The organism is Amycolatopsis sp. cmx-11-32 (genome assembly GCF_047608695.1).
GTDB lineage: Bacteria > Actinomycetota > Actinomycetes > Mycobacteriales > Pseudonocardiaceae > Amycolatopsis.
The window spans coordinates 704,914-727,689 of record NZ_JADNQN010000002.1 but is presented as its reverse complement, the minus strand read 5'-3'; the positions used below and the strand labels follow the sequence as shown (position 1 = coordinate 727,689).

22 protein-coding genes and 2 tRNA genes are annotated in these 22,776 nt (G+C 67.1%); 10 read left to right on the top strand and 14 right to left on the bottom strand.

Annotation, left to right across the window (positions count from 1 at the left end; translation table 11 throughout):
* Positions 1-173: 173 nt before the first annotated feature.
* Both ACM6LR_RS08195 and ACM6LR_RS08190 read right to left on the bottom strand, forming a co-directional pair.
* Positions 174-629, bottom strand: a complete 456-nt coding sequence (locus tag ACM6LR_RS08195) for a DUF6918 family protein (RefSeq protein ID WP_414936492.1) — start codon at positions 627-629, stop codon at positions 174-176.
* A 168-nt stretch (positions 630-797) separates the two neighbouring features.
* Positions 798-1,322, bottom strand: a complete 525-nt coding sequence (locus ACM6LR_RS08190; protein WP_414936493.1) for a DUF2020 domain-containing protein — start codon at positions 1,320-1,322, stop codon at positions 798-800.
* Positions 1,323-1,421: 99 nt separating this feature from the next.
* Between ACM6LR_RS08190 and ACM6LR_RS08185 the strand changes: the two genes are divergently transcribed.
* On the top strand, positions 1,422-2,135 hold the full coding sequence (locus tag ACM6LR_RS08185) for a hypothetical protein (protein WP_414936494.1): 714 nt from the start codon (positions 1,422-1,424) through the stop codon (positions 2,133-2,135).
* Positions 2,136-2,138: 3 nt separating this feature from the next.
* Positions 2,139-2,780, top strand: a complete 642-nt coding sequence (locus tag ACM6LR_RS08180; protein WP_414943486.1) for a pyridoxal 5'-phosphate synthase — start codon at positions 2,139-2,141, stop codon at positions 2,778-2,780.
* A gap of 67 nt (positions 2,781-2,847) precedes the next feature.
* Here the strand turns inward: ACM6LR_RS08180 and ACM6LR_RS08175 are convergent, their stop codons facing one another.
* Positions 2,848-4,032 (bottom strand): DNA glycosylase AlkZ-like family protein, encoded by a 1,185-nt coding sequence (locus tag ACM6LR_RS08175; RefSeq protein ID WP_414943485.1) that lies wholly within the window; start codon positions 4,030-4,032, stop codon positions 2,848-2,850.
* 254 nt (positions 4,033-4,286) lie between these two features.
* Here ACM6LR_RS08175 and ACM6LR_RS08170 point away from each other — a divergent pair, with 254 nt between their 5' ends.
* A complete protein-coding gene (locus ACM6LR_RS08170) occupies positions 4,287-5,138 on the top strand; it encodes an ADP-ribosylglycohydrolase family protein (protein WP_414943484.1) in 852 nt (283 codons plus the stop codon).
* A 60-nt stretch (positions 5,139-5,198) separates the two neighbouring features.
* Positions 5,199-5,441 carry a hypothetical protein gene (locus ACM6LR_RS08165; protein WP_414943483.1) on the top strand — a complete coding sequence of 81 codons (243 nt, stop codon included), beginning with the start codon at positions 5,199-5,201 and terminating at the stop codon, positions 5,439-5,441.
* Positions 5,442-5,813: 372 nt separating this feature from the next.
* Here ACM6LR_RS08165 and ACM6LR_RS08160 read toward each other — a convergent pair.
* The 11 genes from ACM6LR_RS08160 to dnaA form a co-directional block, all read right to left on the bottom strand.
* A tRNA-Ala gene (locus tag ACM6LR_RS08160) sits at positions 5,814-5,886 on the bottom strand.
* A 39-nt stretch (positions 5,887-5,925) separates the two neighbouring features.
* Positions 5,926-6,114: a DLW-39 family protein gene (locus ACM6LR_RS08155; protein ID WP_414936499.1), complete on the bottom strand. Its 189-nt coding sequence runs from the start codon at positions 6,112-6,114 to the stop codon at positions 5,926-5,928.
* A gap of 248 nt (positions 6,115-6,362) precedes the next feature.
* Positions 6,363-6,436 (bottom strand) — tRNA-Ile (locus ACM6LR_RS08150).
* 47 nt (positions 6,437-6,483) lie between these two features.
* On the bottom strand, positions 6,484-7,170 hold the full coding sequence (locus ACM6LR_RS08145; protein ID WP_414936515.1) for a DUF3566 domain-containing protein: 687 nt from the start codon (positions 7,168-7,170) through the stop codon (positions 6,484-6,486).
* Between the two features lie 36 nt (positions 7,171-7,206).
* Positions 7,207-9,729 (bottom strand): DNA gyrase subunit A, encoded by a 2,523-nt coding sequence (gene gyrA / locus ACM6LR_RS08140; protein ID WP_414943482.1) that lies wholly within the window; start codon positions 9,727-9,729, stop codon positions 7,207-7,209.
* A gap of 52 nt (positions 9,730-9,781) precedes the next feature.
* The gene (gene gyrB / locus ACM6LR_RS08135) at positions 9,782-11,749 is read right to left on the bottom strand and encodes a DNA topoisomerase (ATP-hydrolyzing) subunit B (RefSeq protein WP_414936517.1); all 1,968 of its coding nucleotides are present in this window, start codon (positions 11,747-11,749) and stop codon (positions 9,782-9,784) included.
* Between the two features lie 205 nt (positions 11,750-11,954).
* Entirely contained in the window at positions 11,955-12,446 is a 492-nt protein-coding gene (locus ACM6LR_RS08130; protein WP_414937100.1) for a DciA family protein, read from the bottom strand.
* A 272-nt stretch (positions 12,447-12,718) separates the two neighbouring features.
* Positions 12,719-13,873, bottom strand: coding sequence for a DNA replication/repair protein RecF (gene recF, locus ACM6LR_RS08125; protein WP_414936518.1), 1,155 nt, complete (start codon positions 13,871-13,873; stop codon positions 12,719-12,721).
* Positions 13,874-13,878: 5 nt separating this feature from the next.
* Positions 13,879-14,769, bottom strand: coding sequence for a phosphogluconate dehydrogenase (NAD(+)-dependent, decarboxylating) (gene gnd, locus ACM6LR_RS08120; protein ID WP_414936519.1), 891 nt, complete (start codon positions 14,767-14,769; stop codon positions 13,879-13,881).
* A 37-nt stretch (positions 14,770-14,806) separates the two neighbouring features.
* Positions 14,807-15,940 (bottom strand): DNA polymerase III subunit beta, encoded by a 1,134-nt coding sequence (dnaN, locus tag ACM6LR_RS08115; protein ID WP_414936520.1) that lies wholly within the window; start codon positions 15,938-15,940, stop codon positions 14,807-14,809.
* A gap of 1,102 nt (positions 15,941-17,042) precedes the next feature.
* Positions 17,043-18,668 carry a chromosomal replication initiator protein DnaA gene (dnaA, locus tag ACM6LR_RS08110; RefSeq protein WP_414936521.1) on the bottom strand — a complete coding sequence of 542 codons (1,626 nt, stop codon included), beginning with the start codon at positions 18,666-18,668 and terminating at the stop codon, positions 17,043-17,045.
* 594 nt (positions 18,669-19,262) lie between these two features.
* On the opposite strand from dnaA, the gene rpmH reads away from it, so the two are divergent.
* From rpmH to rsmG, 6 genes are all read left to right on the top strand, one after another.
* The gene (gene rpmH / locus ACM6LR_RS08105; RefSeq protein ID WP_005154511.1) at positions 19,263-19,406 is read left to right on the top strand and encodes a 50S ribosomal protein L34; all 144 of its coding nucleotides are present in this window, start codon (positions 19,263-19,265) and stop codon (positions 19,404-19,406) included.
* Positions 19,407-19,429: 23 nt separating this feature from the next.
* On the top strand, positions 19,430-19,840 hold the full coding sequence (rnpA, locus tag ACM6LR_RS08100; protein ID WP_414936522.1) for a ribonuclease P protein component: 411 nt from the start codon (positions 19,430-19,432) through the stop codon (positions 19,838-19,840).
* A gap of 4 nt (positions 19,841-19,844) precedes the next feature.
* Positions 19,845-20,150 carry a membrane protein insertion efficiency factor YidD gene (gene yidD / locus ACM6LR_RS08095; RefSeq protein WP_020632650.1) on the top strand — a complete coding sequence of 102 codons (306 nt, stop codon included), beginning with the start codon at positions 19,845-19,847 and terminating at the stop codon, positions 20,148-20,150.
* A 4-nt stretch (positions 20,151-20,154) separates the two neighbouring features.
* Complete coding sequence (gene yidC, locus ACM6LR_RS08090; protein WP_414936523.1) at positions 20,155-21,264, top strand: membrane protein insertase YidC; 1,110 nt, start codon at positions 20,155-20,157, stop codon at positions 21,262-21,264.
* 30 nt (positions 21,265-21,294) lie between these two features.
* Positions 21,295-21,852 (top strand): protein jag, encoded by a 558-nt coding sequence (locus ACM6LR_RS08085; RefSeq protein WP_414936524.1) that lies wholly within the window; start codon positions 21,295-21,297, stop codon positions 21,850-21,852.
* A gap of 218 nt (positions 21,853-22,070) precedes the next feature.
* Positions 22,071-22,751, top strand: a complete 681-nt coding sequence (gene rsmG / locus ACM6LR_RS08080; protein ID WP_414936525.1) for a 16S rRNA (guanine(527)-N(7))-methyltransferase RsmG — start codon at positions 22,071-22,073, stop codon at positions 22,749-22,751.
* Positions 22,752-22,776 lie beyond the last annotated feature (25 nt).

Sequence of the window (22,776 nt, the reverse complement as noted above, 5' to 3'; positions counted from 1 at the left end):
CCGGCGGACCCCCCGTCTCGCCGAAGCGCGCCAGCGCGACGGCGAGACTTCACCGGTCGCGCGCCCTCTTTCGGGCCGAAGGCCCACGTAAACGCGATGAAGGGGCGCCTCTCCGCCCCACGTGAGTGGGAAGCGGATCGACGCCCCTTCGGCGCGTTTACGTCAGCGCGCGATTAAACAGACGCAGCAGCGTGCTTGTCGATCAGCTGGCCGAGGCGGGGAAGGGCCTCCTCGACGTTCTTCTTGCCGTTCGGGCGCAGCTTGCCGTAGACCTTCTTGATGCTGTCGCGGCTGCTCTTGTCGGCGCGCGCGTCGGTGACCGACAGGAGCGCGTCGGCGGCCTCGTCGCTGCGGCTGACCAGGTAGGCACCGAAGTCGTTGCCGCCCTTGGCCTTGTAGTCGCCGTAGAACGGCTCGAGGGCGCCGGTGAAGTCGTCGAGCAGCGCGTCGACGGCGGAGGGGATGATGCCCGGCTTGATCTTCTTGACGGCGGCGAAGCCGGTCTTCACGACGGCACCCGAAACGCCGCCCTTGTCCGAAACCTCGGCGTCGACGAGACCTTCGAAGTCGCTCACGACCGCCGGGCGGCGGGTGGAGTCGAGCAAGATTTCCTTGAGGGTGTCAGCCACGAAACCTGTCCTTTTGTCTTATGGGGAGAAATGATCTTTTGTGCCGCCGAGCCACACCGCGAGGCGGCCTCCGCCGGATCTGGCATTGCGCTGGGTCCCGCGAACCCTCGCGCGTGCGGCACAGGGTAGTACAAGATCAACTTCACTCTGACGTGTGGATACCACTACCTAGAGCTGCAGCTCACCGATAGCCTCCTTCGCCACCGTACGTGCTTTGATGCTCTGCTTCTGGTTGGTGGTCACGACTACCGCGTTCCCACCTTTCGCGACGGCGTAAACGGCGCCGTCACCGGACGGCTGGTAGCCGCCTTTCCAGCCCGCCGGTTCGTCGGCGGGGTTGGAGGTGTCGATGGGTGCCGCCTGGTCGACCAAAGCCTTGGCGACGGCGGGTTCTCCGACGTAGACGCGCACAGTGAGCTGCAGTTTCCCGCTGAGCGCGTAGAAGAAACAGGTCGGCTGCGGCTGGTCGGCCGACGTCTTGACCTTGGAGACCTTCTGCCCGTTGGCATCCGAAACGAACTCGGTGCCCAGATACGGGCACGGGCCCTTGCCGGTGGGTTCCGGCGGCGGCGGGATCTGGGGCGCCGGGGTGCTCGACGGCGCGGTCGGGTTCGCCGCGGGCGGCGGCTGTTCCGTCGGCCCGCAGGCCGCGAGGAGCGGCACCACGAGCGGCAAGATCAGAAGACGTCGCATAGTGGCGTCCAGTGAAGCAGATCGGTTCACCGCGTCGCCGCATCCATCCGCCCTGTTCGTGCGACGATGGCGGTGCGTAGCGGTCTTCAGGAGGCATCAGTGCTCACCAAGGAGCAGTACCTGGGTGCGGTGGCGGAACGTATCCAGCGCAGCGGTGGCAGGCTGAACACGGTCCAGATCGGCCCGAGCGCGGCCGTGGTGGGTCTGTACACCGAATCCGTGATGCTGTCGACGATGAACTATTGCGTGGTCGCCGCGGCGATCCCGGAGGTGACCGCGCCCGCGTTGTACGACTTCACCGGGCTGGCGACGCAGCACGCGCGTGCGAACGTGTGGGGCACGGTGGGCTGGACGGCGGCTTCGGTGGTCATCGCCTGCCTGATCGGGGACCGGGTGTACCCGGACGCCGCGCAGGCCGCGTCGGCGAAGTCCGGCAATCAGTTCGGCGGCGAGACGCGCATGGTGGCCGTCGACGTTTCGGCGGCGCAGATGTACGCGTTCGTCGGCGGGAAGCTGTGGGGCGCGGCGGTGCAGGGTTCGGTCAACGCGAAGCTGACCTTCTGTTTCCCGCAACCGGCCGAGGTCTACCAGCAGGTGCAGTGGCAGCAGTCGCAGGGCCAGCAGCCGCCGATGCCGCCCGGACCGCCGATGCCGCCGCCCGGCTGGCAGCCGCAGCAGCCGCCGCCTCCCCACCAGTACCCGCCGGTCGGGCCGCCGCCCGCGCAGGGCGTGCCGCCCGGTCAGCATCCGCCGCACTATCCGCCGCCCGCGCCCGGTTATCCGCAGCACGGCCAGCGCCCGCCGGGGTACTGACCGGTGACCGGCTCGTTGCGCGGCTGGCAGTCGTTCCCCGAAGAGCTGCCGGAGTTCGACTCCGGGAGCACACCGGGCACGCCGAGCGAACTGTTCCTGGAATGGCTCGACGAGGCCGGGGAACACGTCCTCGCGCCGCACGCCGTCACTCTGTCCACAGTGGACACTGATGGAGTGCCGGACGCGCGGGTCGTGATCCTCAAGGCCGTCGACGGTGGCACCTGGGCGGTCGCGACGAGTTCCGAAAGCCCGAAAGGCGTTCAGCTGGCGAAGAATCCGTACGCCGCACTGACGTTCTTCTGGCCGGGACGCGGCCGTCAGGTCCGGTTGCGGGGCCCGGTCTCGCCTGCCGACCCCGAGGTTTCCGCGGCCGATTTCACCGCCCGGCCGCCGGCGTCCCGGGTGGAGGCGTTCGTCGGCAGGCAGTCCCAGGTCCTCGAAGACCCGGGCGATCTCGACCGCGCTGCCGAGGAAGCGCGCCGGTGGGTCGAAGACAATCCCGGCGTGGCACCGGAAACCTGGACCCGCTATCTGGTGACGCCGTCCGAAGTGGAGTTCTGGCAGGCCAGCCACGACCGGCGGCACAAGCGCCTCCGCTATCGGCGTGAGAACGAGACCTGGCGCAAAGAACACCTCTGGCCGTAAACGGCAATCGGGAACGACGACGGTGAACGACACTTGGTCCCCATCGACGAAGCCGGAGCCTGACCGGTCAAGCTCTGAGATCGGCGACTCGCGACGCCCGGCTCTTCGGTGAATCCAGACTGAAGCTCCGGGCGTCGCCCAGCTGGTCGCGGACGAATTCCTCGGTCTCCACGACCGTCTTACGCAGTGCGGCGTCTTCGTCCCCGAAGACCTTGTAGACGATCTTGTTCGTCTCGGTGTCGAACTCCCACAAGCCGGCGAAGCGGCCTCGGTCGACGATCAGGTGGCTCGGTGGATCCGCCTGCCCGCCCAGCGTCTCCCCCGCGCGGCCACCGGGCACCGGGCGTCCGACATCGGCGTCATCGAGCAACCGTGACATCTCGCGGTGCAGCAGGTGGATGCCGTCGATCCCGGCGAGAAGCGCGTACGACGGCTCCGACGGCACGGCGAAGGCGTCGAAGTCGTCCGCGAGGTACTTGGGCATCAGCAGATCGGTGCCGTCGAGCGGCACGAGTTCCAGCGATGCCACGGCCTTCTTGGCGTTCGCCGCGGTGAAACCGGAGAACCAGCGGAAATGCTTGAGCGACGCCGGTGCCGCCCACGAGAAGTACCGCCGGGCCAGTTCGGTCTGCGCGGTGTCCATATCGGACAGTCCACCGCGCGGGGACGGCGTCCAGCGGACGTAGCCGTAGCGCTGCTGGTCCAGCCGTCCGTTGGCCGGGACCCGGCGGATGTCGCCGCGGACCTGGAGCAGGCCGAGCGCGAGCGGCAACGTCGTGGTGGTGCCGCGTTTGCGACCCGCCTCACCGAGGTTGCGGACCGCGGGCCCGGCGGCGGCCTTGATCGCGGCCGAGTCGAGCGGTCCGGCCGACGCGTCGAGCAGGTCGGCGACGGTGACGCACAACTGCTCGATCTCGGCCTGTGTGACGCCGAGGTACTTCTCCGCGGCCGCGATTTCACCCGCCGGTGCGCCGGCGCCGACGGTCAAGCCGAGTTCGAAGTCCGCCGCGGGCAGAACGTAGGCGCAGCCGCGAGCCGAGGGCAGTTCGTGGATGGCGAGCCGGGCGACGTCCGCGTCGACCGTCTCGCGGTCCAGACGGGCTCTGGCGAACAGCCCGAGGTAGGGCGCCGAACCGCCCACGGAACGCATCCAGCCGGTCCGCTCCAGCACGCCCGCCGCCGGGGCGCCGTGCAACGATCCGTCGAGACCTTGCCGATGTGCCCACCACGCGCGCAGCTTTTCGGTCGCCATGTCTCCACGGTATGGGCATTCGGTGGCGTACCGCAGCCCGGCACGCTCGGGTGATGCGCAGGCGGTTCTCGGAAGGTTCCCCCATCGCGTCGGCGGTGCCTGCGGCGCGTCCAGCTCGAGAACTTGCACCAGGACCTGCTCGCGATCGCACAGGGACGCGCTTCACGCATCTCGGCCGGTTTTCCGGCTTTGCCGCCAGACCTACGGCAAACTGCCTTTCGGAGACGGCACGATTGACCGCCTGAAGGAGTCTGATGCTGGTCGAACTGGCCATCGGCGACGCGTACGGAGGCTCCTTCGAGCACGCGTACCCGAGTTTCGTCGCCGAGCACAACACGCTGGCCGGATACGTGCCGCATCCCGGCCAGCTCGGCGTCCCGGCCGGCCGCTACACCGACGACACGCAGATGACGATCGCGATCGCCGAACTGCTCGTCTCGGGTCGCCGGTGGACGCCGCCGCTGCTCGCCGAGCAGTTCGTGCTCGTCTACCACCGCGATCCGCACGACGGTTACGCGCCACGCTTCCATCAGCTGCTCAGCGAGGTCCAAGACGGCGAAGAGCTGCTGCGACGGCTCCAGCCGCAGAGCGACAAGAGCGGCGCGGCCATGCGGGCCGGGCCGATCGGGGTCCTGCCGACCGTCGACGACGTCCTCTACCACGCGAAACTGCAGGCCAGGATCACGCACGACACCCCGGCCGGGATCGCCGCGGCCCAGGCGGCGGCGCTCGCCGTCCACTACTGCCACCATCGGCTCGGCCCGCTGGCCGAGGTCGCGCGGTGGATCGACGGGGTGCTTCCCGAGGACGTCGGGCACGGCGGCTGGGCGCGGCCGTGGTCAGGCAAGATCGGGCCACAGGGCTGGATGAGCGTCCGCGCCGCGCTGACCGTACTCGCCGATGGCGGTGGTCTCGCCCGGATGCTCCACACCTGCGTCGCGTTCACCGGCGACGTCGACACCGCCGCGACCATCGCGCTGGCCGCCGCGTCGCGTTCCCCCGAGGTCGCTCAGGATCTCCCACCGGTGTTGTGGCGGGACCTGGAGAAGGGCGAGTTCGGCCGTGACTACCTGGCGGAACTCGACGAGCGGTTGCTGCACATCTGACGTAGTCGAGATCCACAGAAGGCGGACGCGCCCGTGGGCTTGCTTCGGCAGACTGGGCCGGTGAAGTGGCTGATCCGGGGCGGAGCCGCGGCCGGCTGGCTCGCGGTGAGCGCGGTGCTCGTCGTCGGCACGGCGAACCTCGAACCCGATCACGGGGAACGTCCGATCGACGCGCTCGGGTTCACCGTCGTCGCGGTCGCCTGTCTCGCGCTCGCCGCTGTCTGGCGACGGTGGCTGGGACGGAAGCGTTTGCGCTCCTGCTCTACCTGGGCATCGGCTATCCGGACGGTCCCGTCCTCTTAGCCGGTCTCGTGCCGCTGTTCGACCTCGGAACCCTGCGCCCGCGACGGCTCGCGTACGCCTTCGCGGGTGGAATGGCGACGATCGTCGTGGGCGCGAACTTGTCGACAGGTGGGGCGGGCGTCATCGATCTGGTCTTCGTCGGTTGGGCGGGTGGCGTTCACCGGTTCGACCCCCGCGATTGTGGTCGACGAACCGTTTCTCGCGGTCGACGACATCGCATGGGGTTGGTCCAGGTCACAGAACTCTCGCGGCCGCCCATTCGGTTCGGTTCCGCTGTGAATTCGTTGTCGGATTGCGAAGGACCGTTCAAGAGCGCGTACCGACAGCAAAACGGCCTGGCTGGAGGAAATCCTCGGCCAGGCCGTTTGTGTGTGGAGCTGAGGGGAATCGAACCCCTGACCCCCGCCTTGCAAAGGCGGTGCTCTACCAATTGAGCTACAGCCCCGAGTCGCGAGCGGTCACAGAATAACCGCCCGCGGAAAGCTCAGTTGTTGCGGGACGCGTCCGCGGCCTTGGCCGGGGTGCTTCCGTTCGTGGAGACGGCGCCGAGCGGGCGCTCGGTCGGCGCGGTGGCCTCACGCCAGAGGTCGGCCTCGGCCTTGGCGGCCTTGTTGCGCTTGATCACGAACAGCACGCCGCCCGCGATGACCGCGAGCGCCAACAGCTTCTTCATCAGAAGCCCCCTCTTTCCGCCGAGTTGCTCCGCTTGCCCACCGATGCTACTGCACGCCGATCCCCGGACGCCTGGCGCCCGACGTTCCACGTGGAAACACGCGATGGCAGAAGCCCTGCCGGGAAGAGAAGTCCGGCAGGGCTCCACAGGTGGAACGCCAAGGCGCCCGCGACCCTTCCCCGTTTCGCGTGAGCTTGCCCACGCAGCAGAAAAGCCGACTCGCGATGATCGCGAACCGGCTTTCGGAGTGGGCCCACCAGGACTTGAACCTGGGACCTCTTCGTTATCAGCGAAGCGCTCTAACCGCCTGAGCTATGGGCCCGAACGAAGAGAAGATTACAGGACGCCTTTCGGCGTCCTGCAACCGGGTCACTCTCGTTCGGAAAGGGTCACTTCCAGGCCTCCGGCGAGGTCGGCGGAGACGTTGTAGATGAACGCGCTGACGGTGGCGAGGGCCGAGATCAGCACGATGTTGATGGCGCCGAGGATGGCCGCGATCCCGAAGACGCGGCCCGCGCTGATCAACGGGTCTGCCGGTGCGTCGGCACCTTCCCCGCCGACAAGCGACGAGTAGGTCCCGTTGAGTTTGTCCCACACGCCCATACCGTCGAGGACGGTGTACAGGACGCCGACGGCGACGAGCCACACGAAGAACAGTGCGACGCCGAGGACGAGGGACAGTTTCAGCACCGACCACGGGTCGAAGCGTTTGATCTGCAGGCTGGCGCGACGCGGTCCACGGCCGGGGCGGCGGAGCGCCGTCGGCGTGGCACGGGTGCGGGAGGCCGACGGGATGGCGGAGGGGGCGGGTTGGTCGCCCTCTCCGCTGTCGCCGAAGAGCTTCTTCGCGGCGGTGCCGCTGACCCCGTGGTAATCGGTCACGGTTGTCGCGTCCTGCTTCGGTTCCGAGTGGGCCACGTCCTCGGTGGCGACCGAAGACACCGAGACCGTCTGCTCACTGGTGCCGTCGGCCTCCCCCGCGCTGTCGCGCTGCCAGGGCGGGCTCGACGAACCCGCCTGCGCGCCGCCTGCTTCGGGCTTCTCGGATGGTGTCACGAGGTGTCAGTCCTTACCCAGTACGTGGGGCGTCGCCTACTGCTCCGACGCCGGGGTTTCTTCTCCTTCAGTACTACCTGCAGTGGCGACGTCTGAGGGCTCGTCCGCGTTGCGTGCGACCGCGAGAAGAGTGGTTCCTTCGTCGAGATTCATCAGCCGCACTCCCTTCGTCTGCCTGCCGGCCTTGCGCACCTGTCCCGCCGAAGTCCGGATCACCCCGCCACTGGAGGTGATCGCGTAAAGCTCGTCTTCGGCGTCGACGATGACCGCGCCCACCAGCCTGCCACGTTTCCGGTCGTACTGAATGGTGAGCACACCCTTGCCGCCGCGGCCCTGGACCGGATAGTCGTCGGTGGGGGTGCGCTTGGCGTAGCCGCCGTCGGTGGCGACGAGGAGGAACCTGTCCGGCTGGACGACGTTGACGCCGAGCAGTTCGTCACCGTCGTTGAACCGCATGCCCAGCACACCGGACGTCGCGCGGCCCATCGGGCGCAGCGCCTCGTCGGTGGCGTGGAAACGGATCGACTGACCCTCCGCGGACACCAGGAGCAGGTCGTCTTCCGCGGCCACGAGCACGGCCCCGACCAGCTCGTCGCCCTCGCGGAGGTTGACCGCGATGAGGCCACCGGCGCGGTTGGAGTCGAAATCGGTGAGCTTGGTCTTCTTCACCAGGCCGCGCCGGGTCGCGAGCACCAGGTACGGCGAGACCTCGTAGTTCGGGATCTCGATGACCTGGGCGATCTTCTCGTCCGGCTGGAACGCGAGCAGGTTCGCGACGTGCTGGCCGCGCGCGTTGCGGTTGGCCTCTGGCAGGTCGTACGCCTTGGCCCGGTAGACGCGGCCCTTGTTCGTGAAGAACAGGATCCAGTCGTGTGTCGAGCAGACGAAGAAGTGCTGGACGATGTCGTCCTGTTTCAGGGTCGCGCCCTGCACGCCCTTGCCGCCGCGTTTCTGCGATCGGTACAGATCGGTTTTCGTTCGCTTGGCGTAACCCGTGCGGGTGATCGTGACGACGACGTCCTCGACGGCGATGAGATCTTCGACCGAGACCTCGCCGTCGAACGGGATGATCTTGGTGCGCCGGTCGTCGCCGTACTTGTCGACGATCTCCTGCAGTTCCTCGGCGATGATCGAACGCTGCCGCACCGGCTTCTCGAGGATGTCCTTGAGGTCGGCGATCTCGAGTTCGATCTCGGCCAGCGTGTCGACGATCCGCTGCCGCTCCAACGCCGCGAGGCGCCGAAGCTGCATGTCGAGGATCGCGGTCGCCTGGATTTCGTCGACGTCGAGCAGGCTCATCAGCGCGGGACGGGCCTCTTCGGCCGAGGGCGAGCGCCGGATCAGGGCGATGACCTCGTCGAGCAGGTCCAGCGCCTTGACCAGACCGCGCAGGATGTGGGCGCGCTCTTCGGCCTTCCGCAGCCGGAAGCGGGTCCGGCGGACGATGACCTCGATCTGGTGCTTCACGTAGTGCCGGATCATCTGGTCAAGGCGCAGCGTGCGGGGCACGCCGTCGACGAGGGCCAGCATGTTGACACCGAAGTTCTGCTGCAGCTGGGTGTGTTTGTACAGGTTGTTCAACACGACCTTCGCGACCGCGTCGCGTTTGATCGTGACGACGATCCGCATACCGCTGCGGCTGTTGGACTCGTCGGCGATGTCGGAGATGCCGGTGAGCTTGCCGTCGCGGACCAGGTTCGCGATGTTCTCCACCAGGTTGTCCGGGTTGACCTGGTACGGCAGCTCGGACACGACCAGGATCGTGCGGCCCTTGGCGTCCTCTTCGACCTCGACGACCGCGCGCATGCGCACGGAGCCGCGGCCGGTGCGGTACGCGTCCTCGATCCCGGAGTTGCCGAGGATCATCGCCCTGGTCGGGAAATCCGGGCCCTTGATCCGGACCAGCAGCGCGGCGAGCAGCTCGTCGTCGGTCGCCTCGAAGTTCTCCAACGCCCATTTGACGCCGTCGGCGACCTCGCGCAGGTTGTGCGGCGGGATGTTCGTCGCCATCCCGACCGCGATCCCGGAACCGCCGTTGACCAGCAGGTTCGGGAACCTTGCCGGCAGGACGTCGGGCTCCTGGGTGCGGCCGTCGTAGTTGTCGGAGAAGTCGACGGTGTCTTCTTCGATGTCCTGCAGCATGTGCATCGCGAGATGCGCGAGCCGGGATTCCGTGTACCGCATGGCGGCCGCGGGGTCGTTACCCGGCGAGCCGAAGTTGCCCTGCCCGTCGATCAGCGGGTACCGCAGCGCCCACGGCTGGGCGAGCCGCACCAGCGCGTCGTAGATCGCGGAGTCACCGTGCGGGTGGTAGTTGCCCATCACGTCGCCGACGACGCGGGAGCACTTGTTGTATCCGCGGTCGGGACGGAAGCCGGAGTCGAACATCGAGTACAGCACGCGGCGGTGCACCGGCTTGAGGCCGTCCCGCACATCCGGCAGTGCCCGCGACACGATGACGCTCATCGCGTAGTCGATGTAGGAGCGCTGCATCTCCTGCTGGATGTCGACCGCTTCGATCCGGTCGTGGTCCGGAGCAGGCGGCAAGGTTTCCGTCATGGGGTCCTTCTCGTGTGGAAAGTCCTAAAGGGACAAGAAGCTGGGGACGCGGTCACACGTCCAAGAAGCGCACATCCTTGGCGTTACGCGTGATGAAGGAGCGGCGTGCCTCGACGTCTTCGCCCATCAGGACGGAGAACAGGTCGTCGGCCTGCGCGGCGTCGTCCAGGGTGACCTGGCCGAGCAGCCGGTTCGCCGGGTCCATCGTGGTCTCCCACAGCTCTTCGGCGTTCATCTCGCCGAGACCCTTGTAGCGCTGGATCGCGTCGTCTTTGGGAAGGCGCTTGCCCCCCTCGACACCGGCCTGGATGACGGCGTCGCGTTCCCGGTCGGAGTAGGCGTACTCCGGCTCGGCCCGCGGCCACTTGATCTTGTACAGCGGCGGACGCGAGAGGAACACGTGCCCGTGCTCGATCAGCGGGGTCATGAAGCGGAACAGGAACGTGAGCAGCAGCGTGGTGATGTGCTGGCCGTCGACGTCGGCGTCGGCCATCAGCACGACCTTGTGATACCGCAGCTTCTCGAGGTCGAACTCCTCGTGGATACCGGTGCCGAGCGCGGTGATCAGCGACTGGACCTCGGTGTTCTTGAGGACGCGGTCGATACGGGCCTTCTCGACGTTGATGATCTTGCCCCGGATCGGCAGGATCGCCTGGTACATCGAGTCGCGGCCTTCCTTGGCCGAACCGCCGGCCGAGTCGCCCTCGACGATGTAGAGCTCGCATTCCGAAGGGTTGGTCGACCGGCAGTCCTTGAGCTTGCCGGGCAGTCCACCGATCTCCAGCGCGCCCTTGCGGCGGACCAGGTCGCGCGCCTTGCGGGCGGCCATCCGCGCCTGTGACGACGAGATCGACTTGTTGATGACCGTCTTCGCCTCGGCGGGGTTGCGCTCGAACCAGTCGGCCAGCCACTCGTTCGACGTCTGCTGCACGAACGTCTTGGCCTCGCTGTTGCCCAGCTTGGTCTTGGTCTGGCCCTCGAACTGCGGCTCGGCCAGTTTGATCGAGACGATCGCGGCGAGACCCTCACGCACGTCGTCACCGGTCAGGTTGGCGTCCTTCTCCTTGAGCAGCTTCTTCTCGCGCGCGTACGCGTTGACGACGCGGGTGAGCGCGGCGCGGAAGCCCTCTTCGTGCGTGCCACCCTCGTGCGTGTTGATCGTGTTGGCGAAGGTGTACACCGACGGCGTGAAGCCGTTGTTCCACTGCATGGCGACCTCGACTTCGAGGCCGGTGCCCTTGGCCTCGAAAGAGATCACGCTGTCGTGGATCGGGTCCTTGCTGCCGTTGATGTGCTTGACGAAGTCCTCGAGACCGCCCGGGTAGCAGTAGGTCTTTTCCTTGACCCTCGCCGCTTGGCCCGAGGCGTCCACTTCGGTCTCTTCGTCGGCGACGCGCTCGTCGCGCAGCGAAAGGGTCAGGCCCTTGTTGAGGAAGGCCATCTCCTGAAGACGCCGAGAAATCGTCTCGAAGTTGTACGTCGTCGTCTCGAAGATATCGTCGTCGGCCCAGAAGGTGATCGTCGTTCCGGTGCTGTCGGCCGGGCCGAGGTCCCGCAGCTCGCCGGGAAGCTGGTTCGTGTATTCCTGGCGCCAGCTGCGGCCGCCGTATTTGACCTCGGCGAGCAGTGTCTTCGAGAGCGCGTTCACCACGGAGACGCCGACGCCGTGCAGACCACCGGACACCGCGTAGGAGTCGCTGTCGAACTTACCGCCCGCGTGGAGCACGGTGAGCACGACCTCGAGAGTCGGCTTCTTCTCCTTGGGGTGCATGTCGACCGGGATACCTCGGCCGTCGTCGACGACCCGCACCCCGCCGTCGGCCAGCAGGGTAACCTCGACCTTGGTGGCATGGCCCGCCATCGCCTCGTCGACGGAGTTGTCGACCACCTCTTGGACGAGGTGGTGGAGGCCGCGTTCGCCGGTGGAACCGATGTACATACCGGGACGCTTGCGGACTGCTTCGAGGCCTTCGAGCACCGTGATCGACGACGCGTTGTACTCGCTCTTGTTCTCGGTCACAGGCGTTGATTCTCCTCGTCTACCCCGAGCGGAAGCTCGCTCGTCTCCAGTGTACTTGGCCGCGTCCGCTGACATGCGGCAAGGACACCCCTGATTTGCTCACAGGCGCGCTAATTCGTTCGAAGAAGAGTCTTGACGTTCGCGAAGCACTCTGGGCGCCTTCTCGGGACACTGGCGGCATAGTCGCGGCGAAGCGCAACTCGGATCAGCCGTACGTGTCACGCGGACCACGTCCAGGGACGCGCCGCGGCCCTTTTCGCCAGCTCGGCGCCGTCGGCCCCTGGATCCGCATCCTCTTCACCACGCCGTGCCCGACGCCTGCCGCGATCTTCGTCAGCAACTGACCCTGTAGCAGGCGCAGTTGCGTCGCCCACGCCGTCGAGCTGGCGCGCACGGTCAGCTCGCCTTCCTTCAAGGCCACCGGCTGGGCGTGTTCGGCGACCTCTTCACCCACCAGCCGCGCCCAGTGGCCGAAGACCTGACCGTTGGCCAGCCGCGTGTTCCAGCCGCGGTCGACCGCGATCCGGGAAGCGAGCCTGCCGAGCGGTTGCGGGTCGCGGGTGTCGGCACCCGGCCCTGACCAGCGACGACGTCGCGAACTCTGTCCGTTCGCGCCGGCCCCGCCTCCGGTGATACGGCCACGGCGGACGCCCGGTTCGACACCACGCGCCTTGGCTTTGGCCTTCGCGGCCTCCAAAGCGGCATGCGCGAGGTCACGGCCGGTAGTCGGCTCCTTGCCGTTGGTATCGGCTGGGCCGTTCGATACTGGGGCCTGTTCACTCTGCGTGTCGAACAGGCCTCCCTCGCTCGGGTTGCCGCCCTTACGGGGGGTGTCAAGCCGCTTTTCAGGCCCCTTCGTCACGCGGGGCGATAACGCGTTCACGGTGTTATCCACACTGTCCACAGGTTTGTCCCCAGATCGGTGGGCAACTGCTGTGGCGCCGATCACCCGGAGTGTCCGCTTCGGGATCATCCTCGGTTGATCTCACCATCGGCCACGAGGAATCGGTGCCCGGCCAGTTCGGCGGGTACGTCCTCGTCCACGGCGGCGGTCACCAGCACCTGCTCGGCGCCTGCCGCCACCTCCGCCAGCCGGGCTCGGCGACGCCGGTCCAGCTCGGCGAACACATCATCCAGGAGAAGCACTGGTTCCCCGGCCTCGCCACGCAGGAGTTCGTAGCTTCCCAAACGCAATGCGAGGGCGAACGACCAGGACTCCCCATGGCTCGCGTAACCCTTGGCCGGGGCCTCGCCGAGGATGAGGTCGAGCTCGTCCCGGTGCGGGCCGACCATGCTCACCCCCCGCTCCAGCTCCAGGTTCCGGGACCGGCCCATCGCCTCGACCAGCACTTCCTTGAGCACCGCTTCGTCGGCGCGAGGACCATCTGGGACGCCGTAGCCCTCCGGCATCGCTTCGCCCAAGCTCGATTTGTAAGCGATCTTCGCCGGGCTCGAGTCGGGCGCGACCCCCATGTACGCGGCGGCCGCGTACGGCGCGAGGTCCGCGATGAGGTTGAGCCGGGCCGCCAGCAACGCCGCCCCCGCCACCGAAAGGTGGTCGTCCCAGACATCGAGCGTCGACAACGCGTACGGGTCTTCGCGACCCGTACGCCGCTTACCCGCTGTTTTGAGCAGGGCGTTCCGCTGCTTCAGCACCTTCTCGTAGTCGGCGCGGACCCCGGCGTACCGAGGCGCGCGAAGCACGAGGAGTTCGTCCATGAAGCGGCGACGCTCCCCGGGATCCCCGCGCACGAGCGCCAGGTCCTCCGGGGAGAACAGCACCGTACGCAGGATCCCGAGTACGTCACGTGGCTTGCCGACCGCGCCGCGGTTGATCCGCGCGCGGTTCGCCTTGCCGGGGGTGATCTCCAGCTCGACCGTCAGTTCGCGGTCGTCGTTGACCACCGCGACCCTGATCAGCGCGCGTTCGCACCCGTGCCGCACCAACGGCACGTCGGTCGCGACGCGGTGCGAGCCCAGGGTCGCGATGTAGCCGATCGCCTCGAGGAGGTTCGTCTTGCCGCGGCCGTTCTGTCCGACGAGGACGGTCGGGCCGGGTTCGAGCTCGAGATCGGCTTGTGGCCAGGACCGGAAGTCGGTGACCTGGAGATGTCTGAGGTACAACCCGCCTAGCCGCCGACCTTCTTCACGGAATGCCCGCCGAACTGGTTGCGCAGCGCGGCGACGGCCCGCATGGCGGCCGAGTCCTCCTGGCGCGAGGCGAATCGCGCGAACAGCGCGGCCGAGATGACCGGCGCCGGGACCGCGTTGTTGATCGCCTCTTCGAGGGTCCACCGGCCTTCACCGGAGTCCTCGACGTAACCCTCGAGGTCGTCCAGCTCCGGGTCCTCGTCGAGCGCGCGGACGAGCAGGTCGAGCAGCCACGAGCGGACGACGGTCCCCCGCTGCCAGCCCTTGATCACCGCGGGCACGTTCTCGACGACCTTCGCGGCTTCGAGCAGCTCGAAGCCTTCGGCGAAGGCCTGCATCATGCCGTACTCGATGCCGTTGTGAATCATCTTCGCGTAGTGACCGGAGCCGACGGCGCCTGCGTGCGAGAAGCCTTCTTCGCGCGGGCCCTCGGGACGAAGCGCGTCGAAGATCGGCATGGCCTTCTCGACGTCCGAAGCCGCTCCGCCGACCATCAGGCCGTAACCGTTGTCCTTGCCCCACACGCCACCGGAAACCCCGCAGTCGAGGTAGCCGATGTTCTTCGCCGCGAGCAGGTCACCGTTGATCTTGTCGTCGGTGTACTTCGAGTTGCCACCGTCGATCACGAGATCGCCCTCGGACAGCAGATTGCCGAGCTCCGCGACGGTCTGCCGAGTGGGTTCCCCGGCGGGCACCATGATCCAGACGATCCGCGGACCGTCCAGTTTGGACACCATGTCCTCGAGCGACGTGGAGTCGGTGACGTCCGGGTTGCGGTCGTAACCGACCACCTCGTGACCGGCGCCGCGCAGCCGCTCACGCATGTTGAACCCCATCTTACCGAGGCCGATGAGTCCCAGCTGAGCCATGAAGATCCCCTTTGGTGCGAACAGAAACGGCGACCGGTCAGCCCGGGAGGCGAACCGGCATCAGGAGGTACAGGTAGCCGGGGACGACGTTGCCCTCTTCGTCGGCGGGCTTGATCAGCGCCGGCCGGTTCGGCGTGGTGAACGTCAGCTCGGCACGGTTCGCGTTCAGCGCGCCGAGACCGTCGACGAGGTAACCCGGGTTGAACGCGATGGTCACCGGCTCACCCTCGTAATCGACCTGAAGCTCCTCTTCTGCCGAACCCTCGTCGTCGCCACCGGCGGACAGGCGCAGCGACCCGTCCTTGAACTCCAGACGAACCTGGGTGCCACGTTCGGCGACCAGCGAAACACGCTTGATCGACTCGGCGAGCGCGGAGACGTCGATGACCGCGCGCGACGTGTGCTGCGCGGGCAGCAGCTGCCGGTACGGCGGGAACTCCGCGTCGAGCAGCCGGGTCGTCGTGTAGCGACCGGAGCCGGAGAGGCCGAGGAGGCCCTCCCCGCTGGCGAGCGCGAGACGGATCTTCGCGCCGCTGGCACCGAGCGTCTTCGCGGCCTCGGCGAGCGTGCGCGCCGGGACGAGCACGGCGGCGTCGGACAGGCCCTCGGCCGGCTCCCAGGTGAATTCGCGCATCGCGAGCCGGAAGCGGTCGGTGGCGACCAAGGTCAGCGAGGATCCGGAGATCTCCACCCGCATCCCGGTCAGCATGGGGAGCGTGTCGTCCTTGCCCGCGGCGACGACGACCTGGGTGACGGCCTGGCCGAAGGCGTCGCCGGTGAGTTCACCGGCGAAGGCGGGCTGGGACGGGAGCTGCGGGTAGTCCTCGACCGGCATCGTCGGCAGGGAGAAACGCGCGGAGCCGCAGGTGATGGTCGCGCGGGCGCCGTCGACGGAGATTTCGACCGGCTGCGCGGGCAGCGACTTGGTGATGTCGGCGAGGAGGCGGCCGGAGACCAGGAGGCGGCCGCCGTCGGCGATCGTGGCCGGGACGCCGACCGTGGCGGAGACCTCGTAGTCGAATCCGGAGACGGTGAGTGCGTCAGTCGTCCCGTCGGAGCCCGCATCGAGCAGGACACCGCCCAGAACCGGGACCGGAGGCCGCGACGGGAGGCTTCTCGCCACCCACGCGACGGCGTCGGCCAGCCCGTCACGCTCGACGCGGATCTTCATGCGCGCTTCCTTTCGACAACCGAGCCCCTGACGGCTCGAAAGCTCAACGGTTCACCGCGGCCGGAGAGCGCGATGGCCAGGTGCCTCGCAGGTTCGTTCGGTCCGAGCGAGGACGCGAACGCACGTCGACACGCAGACCAGGTGCAGGGACCCACGTTAGGCCGTCCCCGGGGTCCGCGTCACCTCGGCCTCCCCTTGCTTTTGTCGACAAGACGACACGACTCACCGGCTGTCCCCAGATTCGTCCTTCGCCTGTTTTTGTTTTATTCCCTTCTTAAGAAGAACTAAGAACAGCAGTAGTAATAGGCGTTGTGGATTGTGTGGACAAGCCTCGTTCGCGCAGGTCCCGGCGGGTCCGAGGCTGTGGACTGAGGGTGTGTACGGACGGTGGACAGCTCGGGCCGTCGGTGGATGGATTCGGGCGACGCTCGATCTGTCCACAGTTGGCCTCAGTTGTCCCCATGGTTATCCCCAGATTTGCGGCGGTTTGTACCCAGGGGCTGTGGGTCCGGCTCGTGACCGAAATCGCTCGGGAGAGTGATCCGGGCGGCCTGCGTCGCCCTTGTGTACAGAATGTGGGCAACCTGGGGACAGCGTGTGGATCACGGTGTGGAAATGCTGTGGATTTCCTGTGAGTGCGATGTGGACGGAAAACCGATCATCACTGGTCGCGGCCCCGCTGGAGTTGTGCACAAAGTACCCACAGCCTGTGGATTCTTGTTGTGCACAAAGGGAAAACCGAAGGTCACGTACGCGCGCTTCGCGTCCTTCGCGCACCTACGCCATGTTCTTCAGGCACCCACTCTTCGCGGCTCTACACGCGCTTCAGACCTATGTAGACAGCAACGCGGCACGACGAAGGGCTCCCACCTGGACAGAGTGAGAGCCCTAAAGCTGTTGTGTACCAAGGAATTTTACTGTCTGGTGACCACTACGGGTCTCCCCAAGGGCGCCCCGCGCCCGACGGAGACTTCACCGTCGAGCGCCCTCTTTCGGGCCGAAGGCCCACGTAAACGTGATGAAGGGGCGCCCTCCACTCCCAACCTGAGTTGTAAGCGGCCCGGCGCCCCTTCGGCACGTTTACGCCAGCGCTCGACAGATATCACTGCCTGGCGCGCTGCTTGATGCGCGAGGTCAGCTCCTGCACCTGGTCGTAGATGCGCCGCCGTTCGGCCATCTCTTTGCGGATTTTCTTGTCCGCGTGCATGACCGTCGTGTGGTCGCGGCCGCCGAAGGTCTGTCCGATCTTCGGCAGCGACATGTCCGTCAGTTCGCGGCAGAGGTACATCGCGATTTGGCGCGCGGTCGCGAGGGCCTTCGTTTTCCCCGGACCGCAGAGGTCGTCGAGAGTCACGTCGAAGAACTCCGACGTGACTCCCATGATGGTCGGCGCGGTGATCTCCGGCGCGTGCGAATCCGGGATGAGGTCGCGGAGCACGATCTCGGCGAGAGCGACGTCGACCGGTTGCTGGTTCAGTGACGCGAAGGCGGTGACGCGGATGAGCGCGCCTTCGAGCTCCCGGATGTTCGCCTCGACGCGCGAAGCGATGAACTCCAGCACCTCGTTGGGGACCGCGAGCCTGTCCTGCGCGGCCTTCTTGCGAAGGATCGCGATCCGGGTTTCGAGCTCGGGCGGCTGGATGTCGGTGATGAGGCCCCACTCGAACCGCGTGCGCAGCCGGTCTTCCAGCGTTTCGAGGCGCTTCGGCGGGCGGTCGGAGGAGACGACGATCTGCTTGTTCGTGTTGTGGAGGGTGTTGAAGGTGTGGAAGAACTCTTCCTGCGTACCTTCTTTGCCTTCCAGGAACTGGATGTCGTCGACGAGCAGGATGTCGACGTCGCGGTAGCGGCGCTGGAACGCGACCTTGCGGTCGTCTCGCAGCGAGTTGATGAAGTCGTTGGTGAACTCTTCGGTCGACACATACCGCACGCGCATGCCGGGGAAGAGCCGCTGGGCGTAGTGCCCGACGGCGTGCAGCAAGTGGGTCTTCCCGAGTCCGGACTCTCCCCAGATGAACAACGGGTTGTACGCGCGCGCCGGTGCTTCGGCGACGGCGACCGCGGCCGCGTGCGCGAAGCGGTTCGAGGCACCGATGACGAAGGTGTCGAACGTGTACTTCTCGTTGAGCTTCGTCTTCGACGTCTGCGGCTGCGCTGGCGCGGTATAGGGCTGGCCCGCGATCGGCTGGCCGGAGAACGTCGGCCAGATCTCGGTCACGGCGGCGAGGGCTTCGCCCTCTTCGTCGACTTCTTCGTCGCTGTCGTCGCCATCGTTCAGGCTGTTGTCCACCGGCTGCCTCGGCTGCCTCGGCGGCCTCGGTTTGGGAGGCTCGGGCCGGGGCCTGTTCGGGGACAGCATGCCGTCACCGTCGGGCAGCGGAGGAGTGCCGGGCATCGGGCCGGAGCCGTTTTCCACCCGGCCGGGTGACGCCTCATAGCGGGGCCCCGGCGAAGCAGGAGGCATCTCGGTGCTGTCGACCTTCACCGCGAGGGAGACCGCGCGGCCGAGCCGACGCGAAAGGGCTTCGGTGATCGCGCCGCGAAGGGCGCGCTCGATCGCTTCCTTGGCGAAGTCGCTGGGAGCGGCGAGCAGCGCGGTGCCGTCGAGCAGGCCGATCGGCCGGGTCACCCGCATCCAGGCGCGTTGCTGCGGGGAGAGGGTGCCATCGGACAGTTCGCGCACGACCTGTTCCCAGATGACGCCAAGATTGTGCTGGTGATCGGACACCTGCCTGACTCCCCTCCCCTCATCGGTGCGTGCGAACACCGCGCTCCGAAACATCGGGTCGGGCGCCATCATGGCCCGATCAGCTCATGCGCACAGCAAATATCCACATAGTTGTCCACAGCTGTGCACTAATGTACGGCGGCCCGCGGCGACGTCACCTGCGGGATCGCCGTAGGCCGGCGGGACGCCTCCACAACCCGAGGACGCCCGGGCGTCTGCACCGTTCCACCTCGGCGAAAACCCGGGAGAGGCACGCTAACAAGCCCCGCCCGATGCCACAAGGCATCCTCGCGCGCAAGCATTTCACGGTGTACGACGCGTTGCCATTCGATGCCGTCGCGTCTCGGTGATCACTCTCCATGGCCCGTCGCGTTCAGTGGTCGAGGGGGTGCCTGCCGGACTCGGGCGGTGGGTGCGTACCCTCGTAAGGTCTCCCGTATACAGCGGGGGCGTTTCGCGTGCCCACGTTGTCGTCGCTCGACGTGACGAGGCCACACGTTGGTAGGAGACACCAGAGACTGCCGTGCGTCAGCACGACACGCCAGGAACGGGTCGAACCGTTCCCGGCGGCCGATGAAACAGGAGAAGTAAGTCGTGAGCAAGGGTAAGCGCACCTTCCAGCCGAACAACCGCCGACGCGCCCGGGTCCACGGGTTCCGGCTTCGGATGCGGACCCGTGCCGGCCGGGCCATCCTGGCGGCTCGCCGTCGCAAGGGCCGCGGCGCACTGTCCGCCTGATCCGGCCGCCGTCGAGGGACGTCGTGCTGCCGGCCGCCGCGAGGTTGCGGCGCAGTGAGGATTTCCGTGCCGTGATGCGGCGTGGGGCCAAGGCAGGCAGGCGCCGCCTCGTCGTCCATGCGTTGACCACGGACCCGCCCGATGCCGCCGAAGCGGCGCGGGCGGGTTTTGTGGTGAGCAAGGCCGTGGGCAACTCGGTGGTGCGCCACCGGGTCACCCGCCGGTTGAGGCATCTCATTTCCGCCAGGATCGGAACACTGCCGCCGGGGAGCTCGTTGGTGATACGGGCACTACCTCCGGCCGCGGACGCGTCCAGCGCGGAACTCGGCTCGGACCTCGACGCGTCGTTGCGACGTCTCGGGTTGTCCGGGCCTTCCGCCGTCACCGGGAAGTCCCGCCAGGCGCGACCCCCCGACAACGGATCAGCGGTGTAACGGCATGCGAGCCACCGAGAACGAGACCACCGAAGACGCCCGGCCCGGCCCGGTGGCCTGGGTCCTGCTCCTGCCCGTCAAGCTCTATCGCAAGGCGATCTCCCCCTTCCTTCCTCCGGCGTGCCGGTTCTACCCGAGCTGTAGCGCGTACGCCGTCGAGGCACTGACCCGGCACGGCGCCGGCCGCGGCAGCTACCTCGCGGTCCGGCGCCTGCTGCGCTGCGGCCCGTGGACCATGCCCGGCCGCGACCCGGTACCCGAGACCTTCTCGTGGCGCCACCGCCGACCTGAAACACCGATCGAGGAGTAGTTCAGTGCTCGACTTCATCTACTACCCCGTGTCCTTCATCTTGTGGTGTTGGCACTGGGTCTTCGGGCAAGTCTTCGGCGAGGCGAACGCGGTTTCGTGGATCCTCGCGATCATCTTCCTGACGTTCACCGTCCGCGGCATCATGTTCAAGCCGTTCGTGAACCAGGTCCGGTCGATGAAGAAGATGCAGGACTTCGCACCGGAAATGAAGAAGGTGCAGAAGAAGTACGCGAACGACCGGCAGCGCCAGGCGATGGAGATGCAGAAGCTCCAGAAGGAGCACGGCGTCAACCCGCTGGGCAGCTGCCTCCCGATGCTGCTTCAGATCCCGGTCTTCATCGGCCTGAACCACGTCCTGCGGATGTTCACCATCAACCCGTACGGACCGTTCGAGGCGAAGACCGAGAACTACTTCTTCGACAAGGCCGGCGTCGATTCCTACGTCAACGCGAAGATCTTCGGCGTCAACCTCGGCGACGCCATCTACACCGGTGTCGACATGGTCAGTGGCGGTAACGCGGCGACGGGCTTCCACTGGCACGTCGCCCCCGTCGCGATCCCCCTGATGATCGTCGCCAGCATCGCCACGCACCTCACCGCTCGCCACTCGGTCCAGCGGCAGAACCCCGAGTCGGCGACCCCGCAGACCGCGATGATGAACAAGCTGACGATGTACGTCTTCCCGATCGGTGTGCTCATCTTCGGTGCACTGTTCCCGCTCGGTCTGCTCCTGTACTGGCTCGCCAACAACGGCTGGACCCTGATGCAGCAGCGTCTCGTCTACACCAAGATCGACAAGGAAGAAGCGGCCCGCAAGGAAGCCGAGAAAGAGAAGCGCGCGAATCTCGGTCCGAAGCCGGGCCAGAGGCCGACCGCGCCGCGTCCCGGCCAGAAGCCGGTCCAGCAGAAGCGGAACAAGCCGTCCTCCGGCGGTCAGGTCAAGAAGGCCGGCTCGCCCCACGGCTTCGCTCAGACCGGCTCGTCCACCGCGGCGAAGAAGGACGACACGAACGCATCAGCCGAGCAGTCGACGAACGGCTCGAAGGAGAACGGCGCGGACCTGCCCGGTCTCATCTCGGACTCGACCAAGAAATCGGGCCGGAAGCGTCGCTGACGCCGATCCGGCCTGGAGAGGAGACCAACAATGGCGGAGACGATCGACACGATCGACGCCGAGGAGAACAGCGCGTCCGAGGTCGAGGACACGGCTGCGGAGACCAGCGGTAAGCGAGGTGTCGACGACGACGTACTCGTGAAGGAAGGCGACATCGCCGGCGATTACCTTGAGCGGCTGCTCGACCTTCTGGACTACGACGGCGACATCGACCTCGATGTCGAAGCGGGCCGCGCGATCGTCAGCATCGACGGGGGCGAGGACCTGGAGAAGCTCGTCGGCCCGCGCGGCACCGTGCTCGAGGCGCTCCAGGAGCTGACGCGACTGGCGGTGCAGCAGGAGACCGGTTCGCGGAGCCGCCTGATGCTGGACGTCGCGGGCTGGCGCGCGGACCGCCGCGAGGAGCTGCGCGAACTCGGCCGCTCGACCGCCGAGACGGTGGTCTCTTCCGGCGAGCGTGTCCGGCTGCAGCCGATGAGCCCGTTTGAGCGGAAGGTCGTGCACGACGCTGTCGCCGCTGTCGACGGGGTCAAGAGCGAGAGCGAAGGAGAGGACCCGAAACGTCGGGTCGTCGTCTTCCCCGCCTGAGAGTTCTCTCGGAAGAAGTGGCCCACCGGTGATCCGGTGGGCCACTTCTTTTTCCGGTGAATTACACGGGTGGCGTTTCACGTGAAACGCCACCCGTCGTTGTCGAGACGAGTGGAGTTGTCCACAACTCCGGTCTGTCTCCCCGCTTTGCGGTCAGCGTCATGGACAATCAGTGGAGCGCGTTTCACGTGAAACGGCGTCGAGGTTGAGGAGCAAGAGTGGGCTTGGACGGGGTCGCCGCATCGGTACGGAGTGCGGCGTCGGAGGTGTTCGGAGATTGCGTCGAGCAAGCCATCGGCTACGTCGAACTCCTGGAGCGCCACGGCGTCGAGCGCGGGCTCATCGGTCCCCGTGAAGTCGACCGGCTGTGGGAACGGCACGTCTTGAACTCCGCTGTGATCGGCGAGCGGATCCCCGGCGGCGCCCGCGTGGTCGACGTCGGATCGGGAGCGGGGCTTCCGGGTGTACCACTCGCGATCAGCCGACCGGACCTCGATATCGTTCTCCTCGAACCGATGGCCCGCCGGGTCGACTGGCTGACCGAGGTTGCCGAGAAGCTGGAACTCCCGATCACCGTTGTTCGCGGGCGCGCGGAAGAGCGGCAGGTACGCGAGGAGCTCGGTGGCGCGGATGTCGTCACCGCCCGGGCGGTCGCCCCCTTGGCCCGGCTCGCGAGCTGGTGCCTCCCGCTCGTGCGTTCCCAAGGCACTCTGGTCGCTCTCAAGGGAGCGAGCGCCGGAGAGGAAATCGAACGCGATCGCGTCGCCGTCCGGAAGGCCGGCGGTGACGAGCCGGAAGTCTTCGCGTGCGGCACCCAGGTGCTTGAGGTTCCCAGCACGGTCGTCGTGATCCACCGCCTGCCTTCGAAATCGTCTAGGCCGCGCGGCAGGCGAAGCTAGACCAGTTCCACGTGAAACATCGCAG

Coding starts and splice junctions, on each gene's coding strand:
- gnd (WP_414936519.1), bottom strand. CDS start 14,769: ATGGCTCAGCTGGGACTCATCGGCCTCGGTAAGATGGGGTTCAACATG.
- gyrA (WP_414943482.1), bottom strand. CDS start 9,729: ATGACGGAAACCTTGCCGCCTGCTCCGGACCACGACCGGATCGAAGCG.
- ACM6LR_RS08085 (WP_414936524.1), top strand. CDS start 21,295: ATGGCGGAGACGATCGACACGATCGACGCCGAGGAGAACAGCGCGTCC.
- ACM6LR_RS08190 (WP_414936493.1), bottom strand. CDS start 1,322: ATGCGACGTCTTCTGATCTTGCCGCTCGTGGTGCCGCTCCTCGCGGCC.
- ACM6LR_RS08175 (WP_414943485.1), bottom strand. CDS start 4,032: ATGGCGACCGAAAAGCTGCGCGCGTGGTGGGCACATCGGCAAGGTCTC.
- yidD (WP_020632650.1), top strand. CDS start 19,845: ATGCGAGCCACCGAGAACGAGACCACCGAAGACGCCCGGCCCGGCCCG.
- ACM6LR_RS08170 (WP_414943484.1), top strand. CDS start 4,287: ATGCTGGTCGAACTGGCCATCGGCGACGCGTACGGAGGCTCCTTCGAG.
- dnaN (WP_414936520.1), bottom strand. CDS start 15,940: ATGAAGATCCGCGTCGAGCGTGACGGGCTGGCCGACGCCGTCGCGTGG.
- ACM6LR_RS08155 (WP_414936499.1), bottom strand. CDS start 6,114: ATGAAGAAGCTGTTGGCGCTCGCGGTCATCGCGGGCGGCGTGCTGTTC.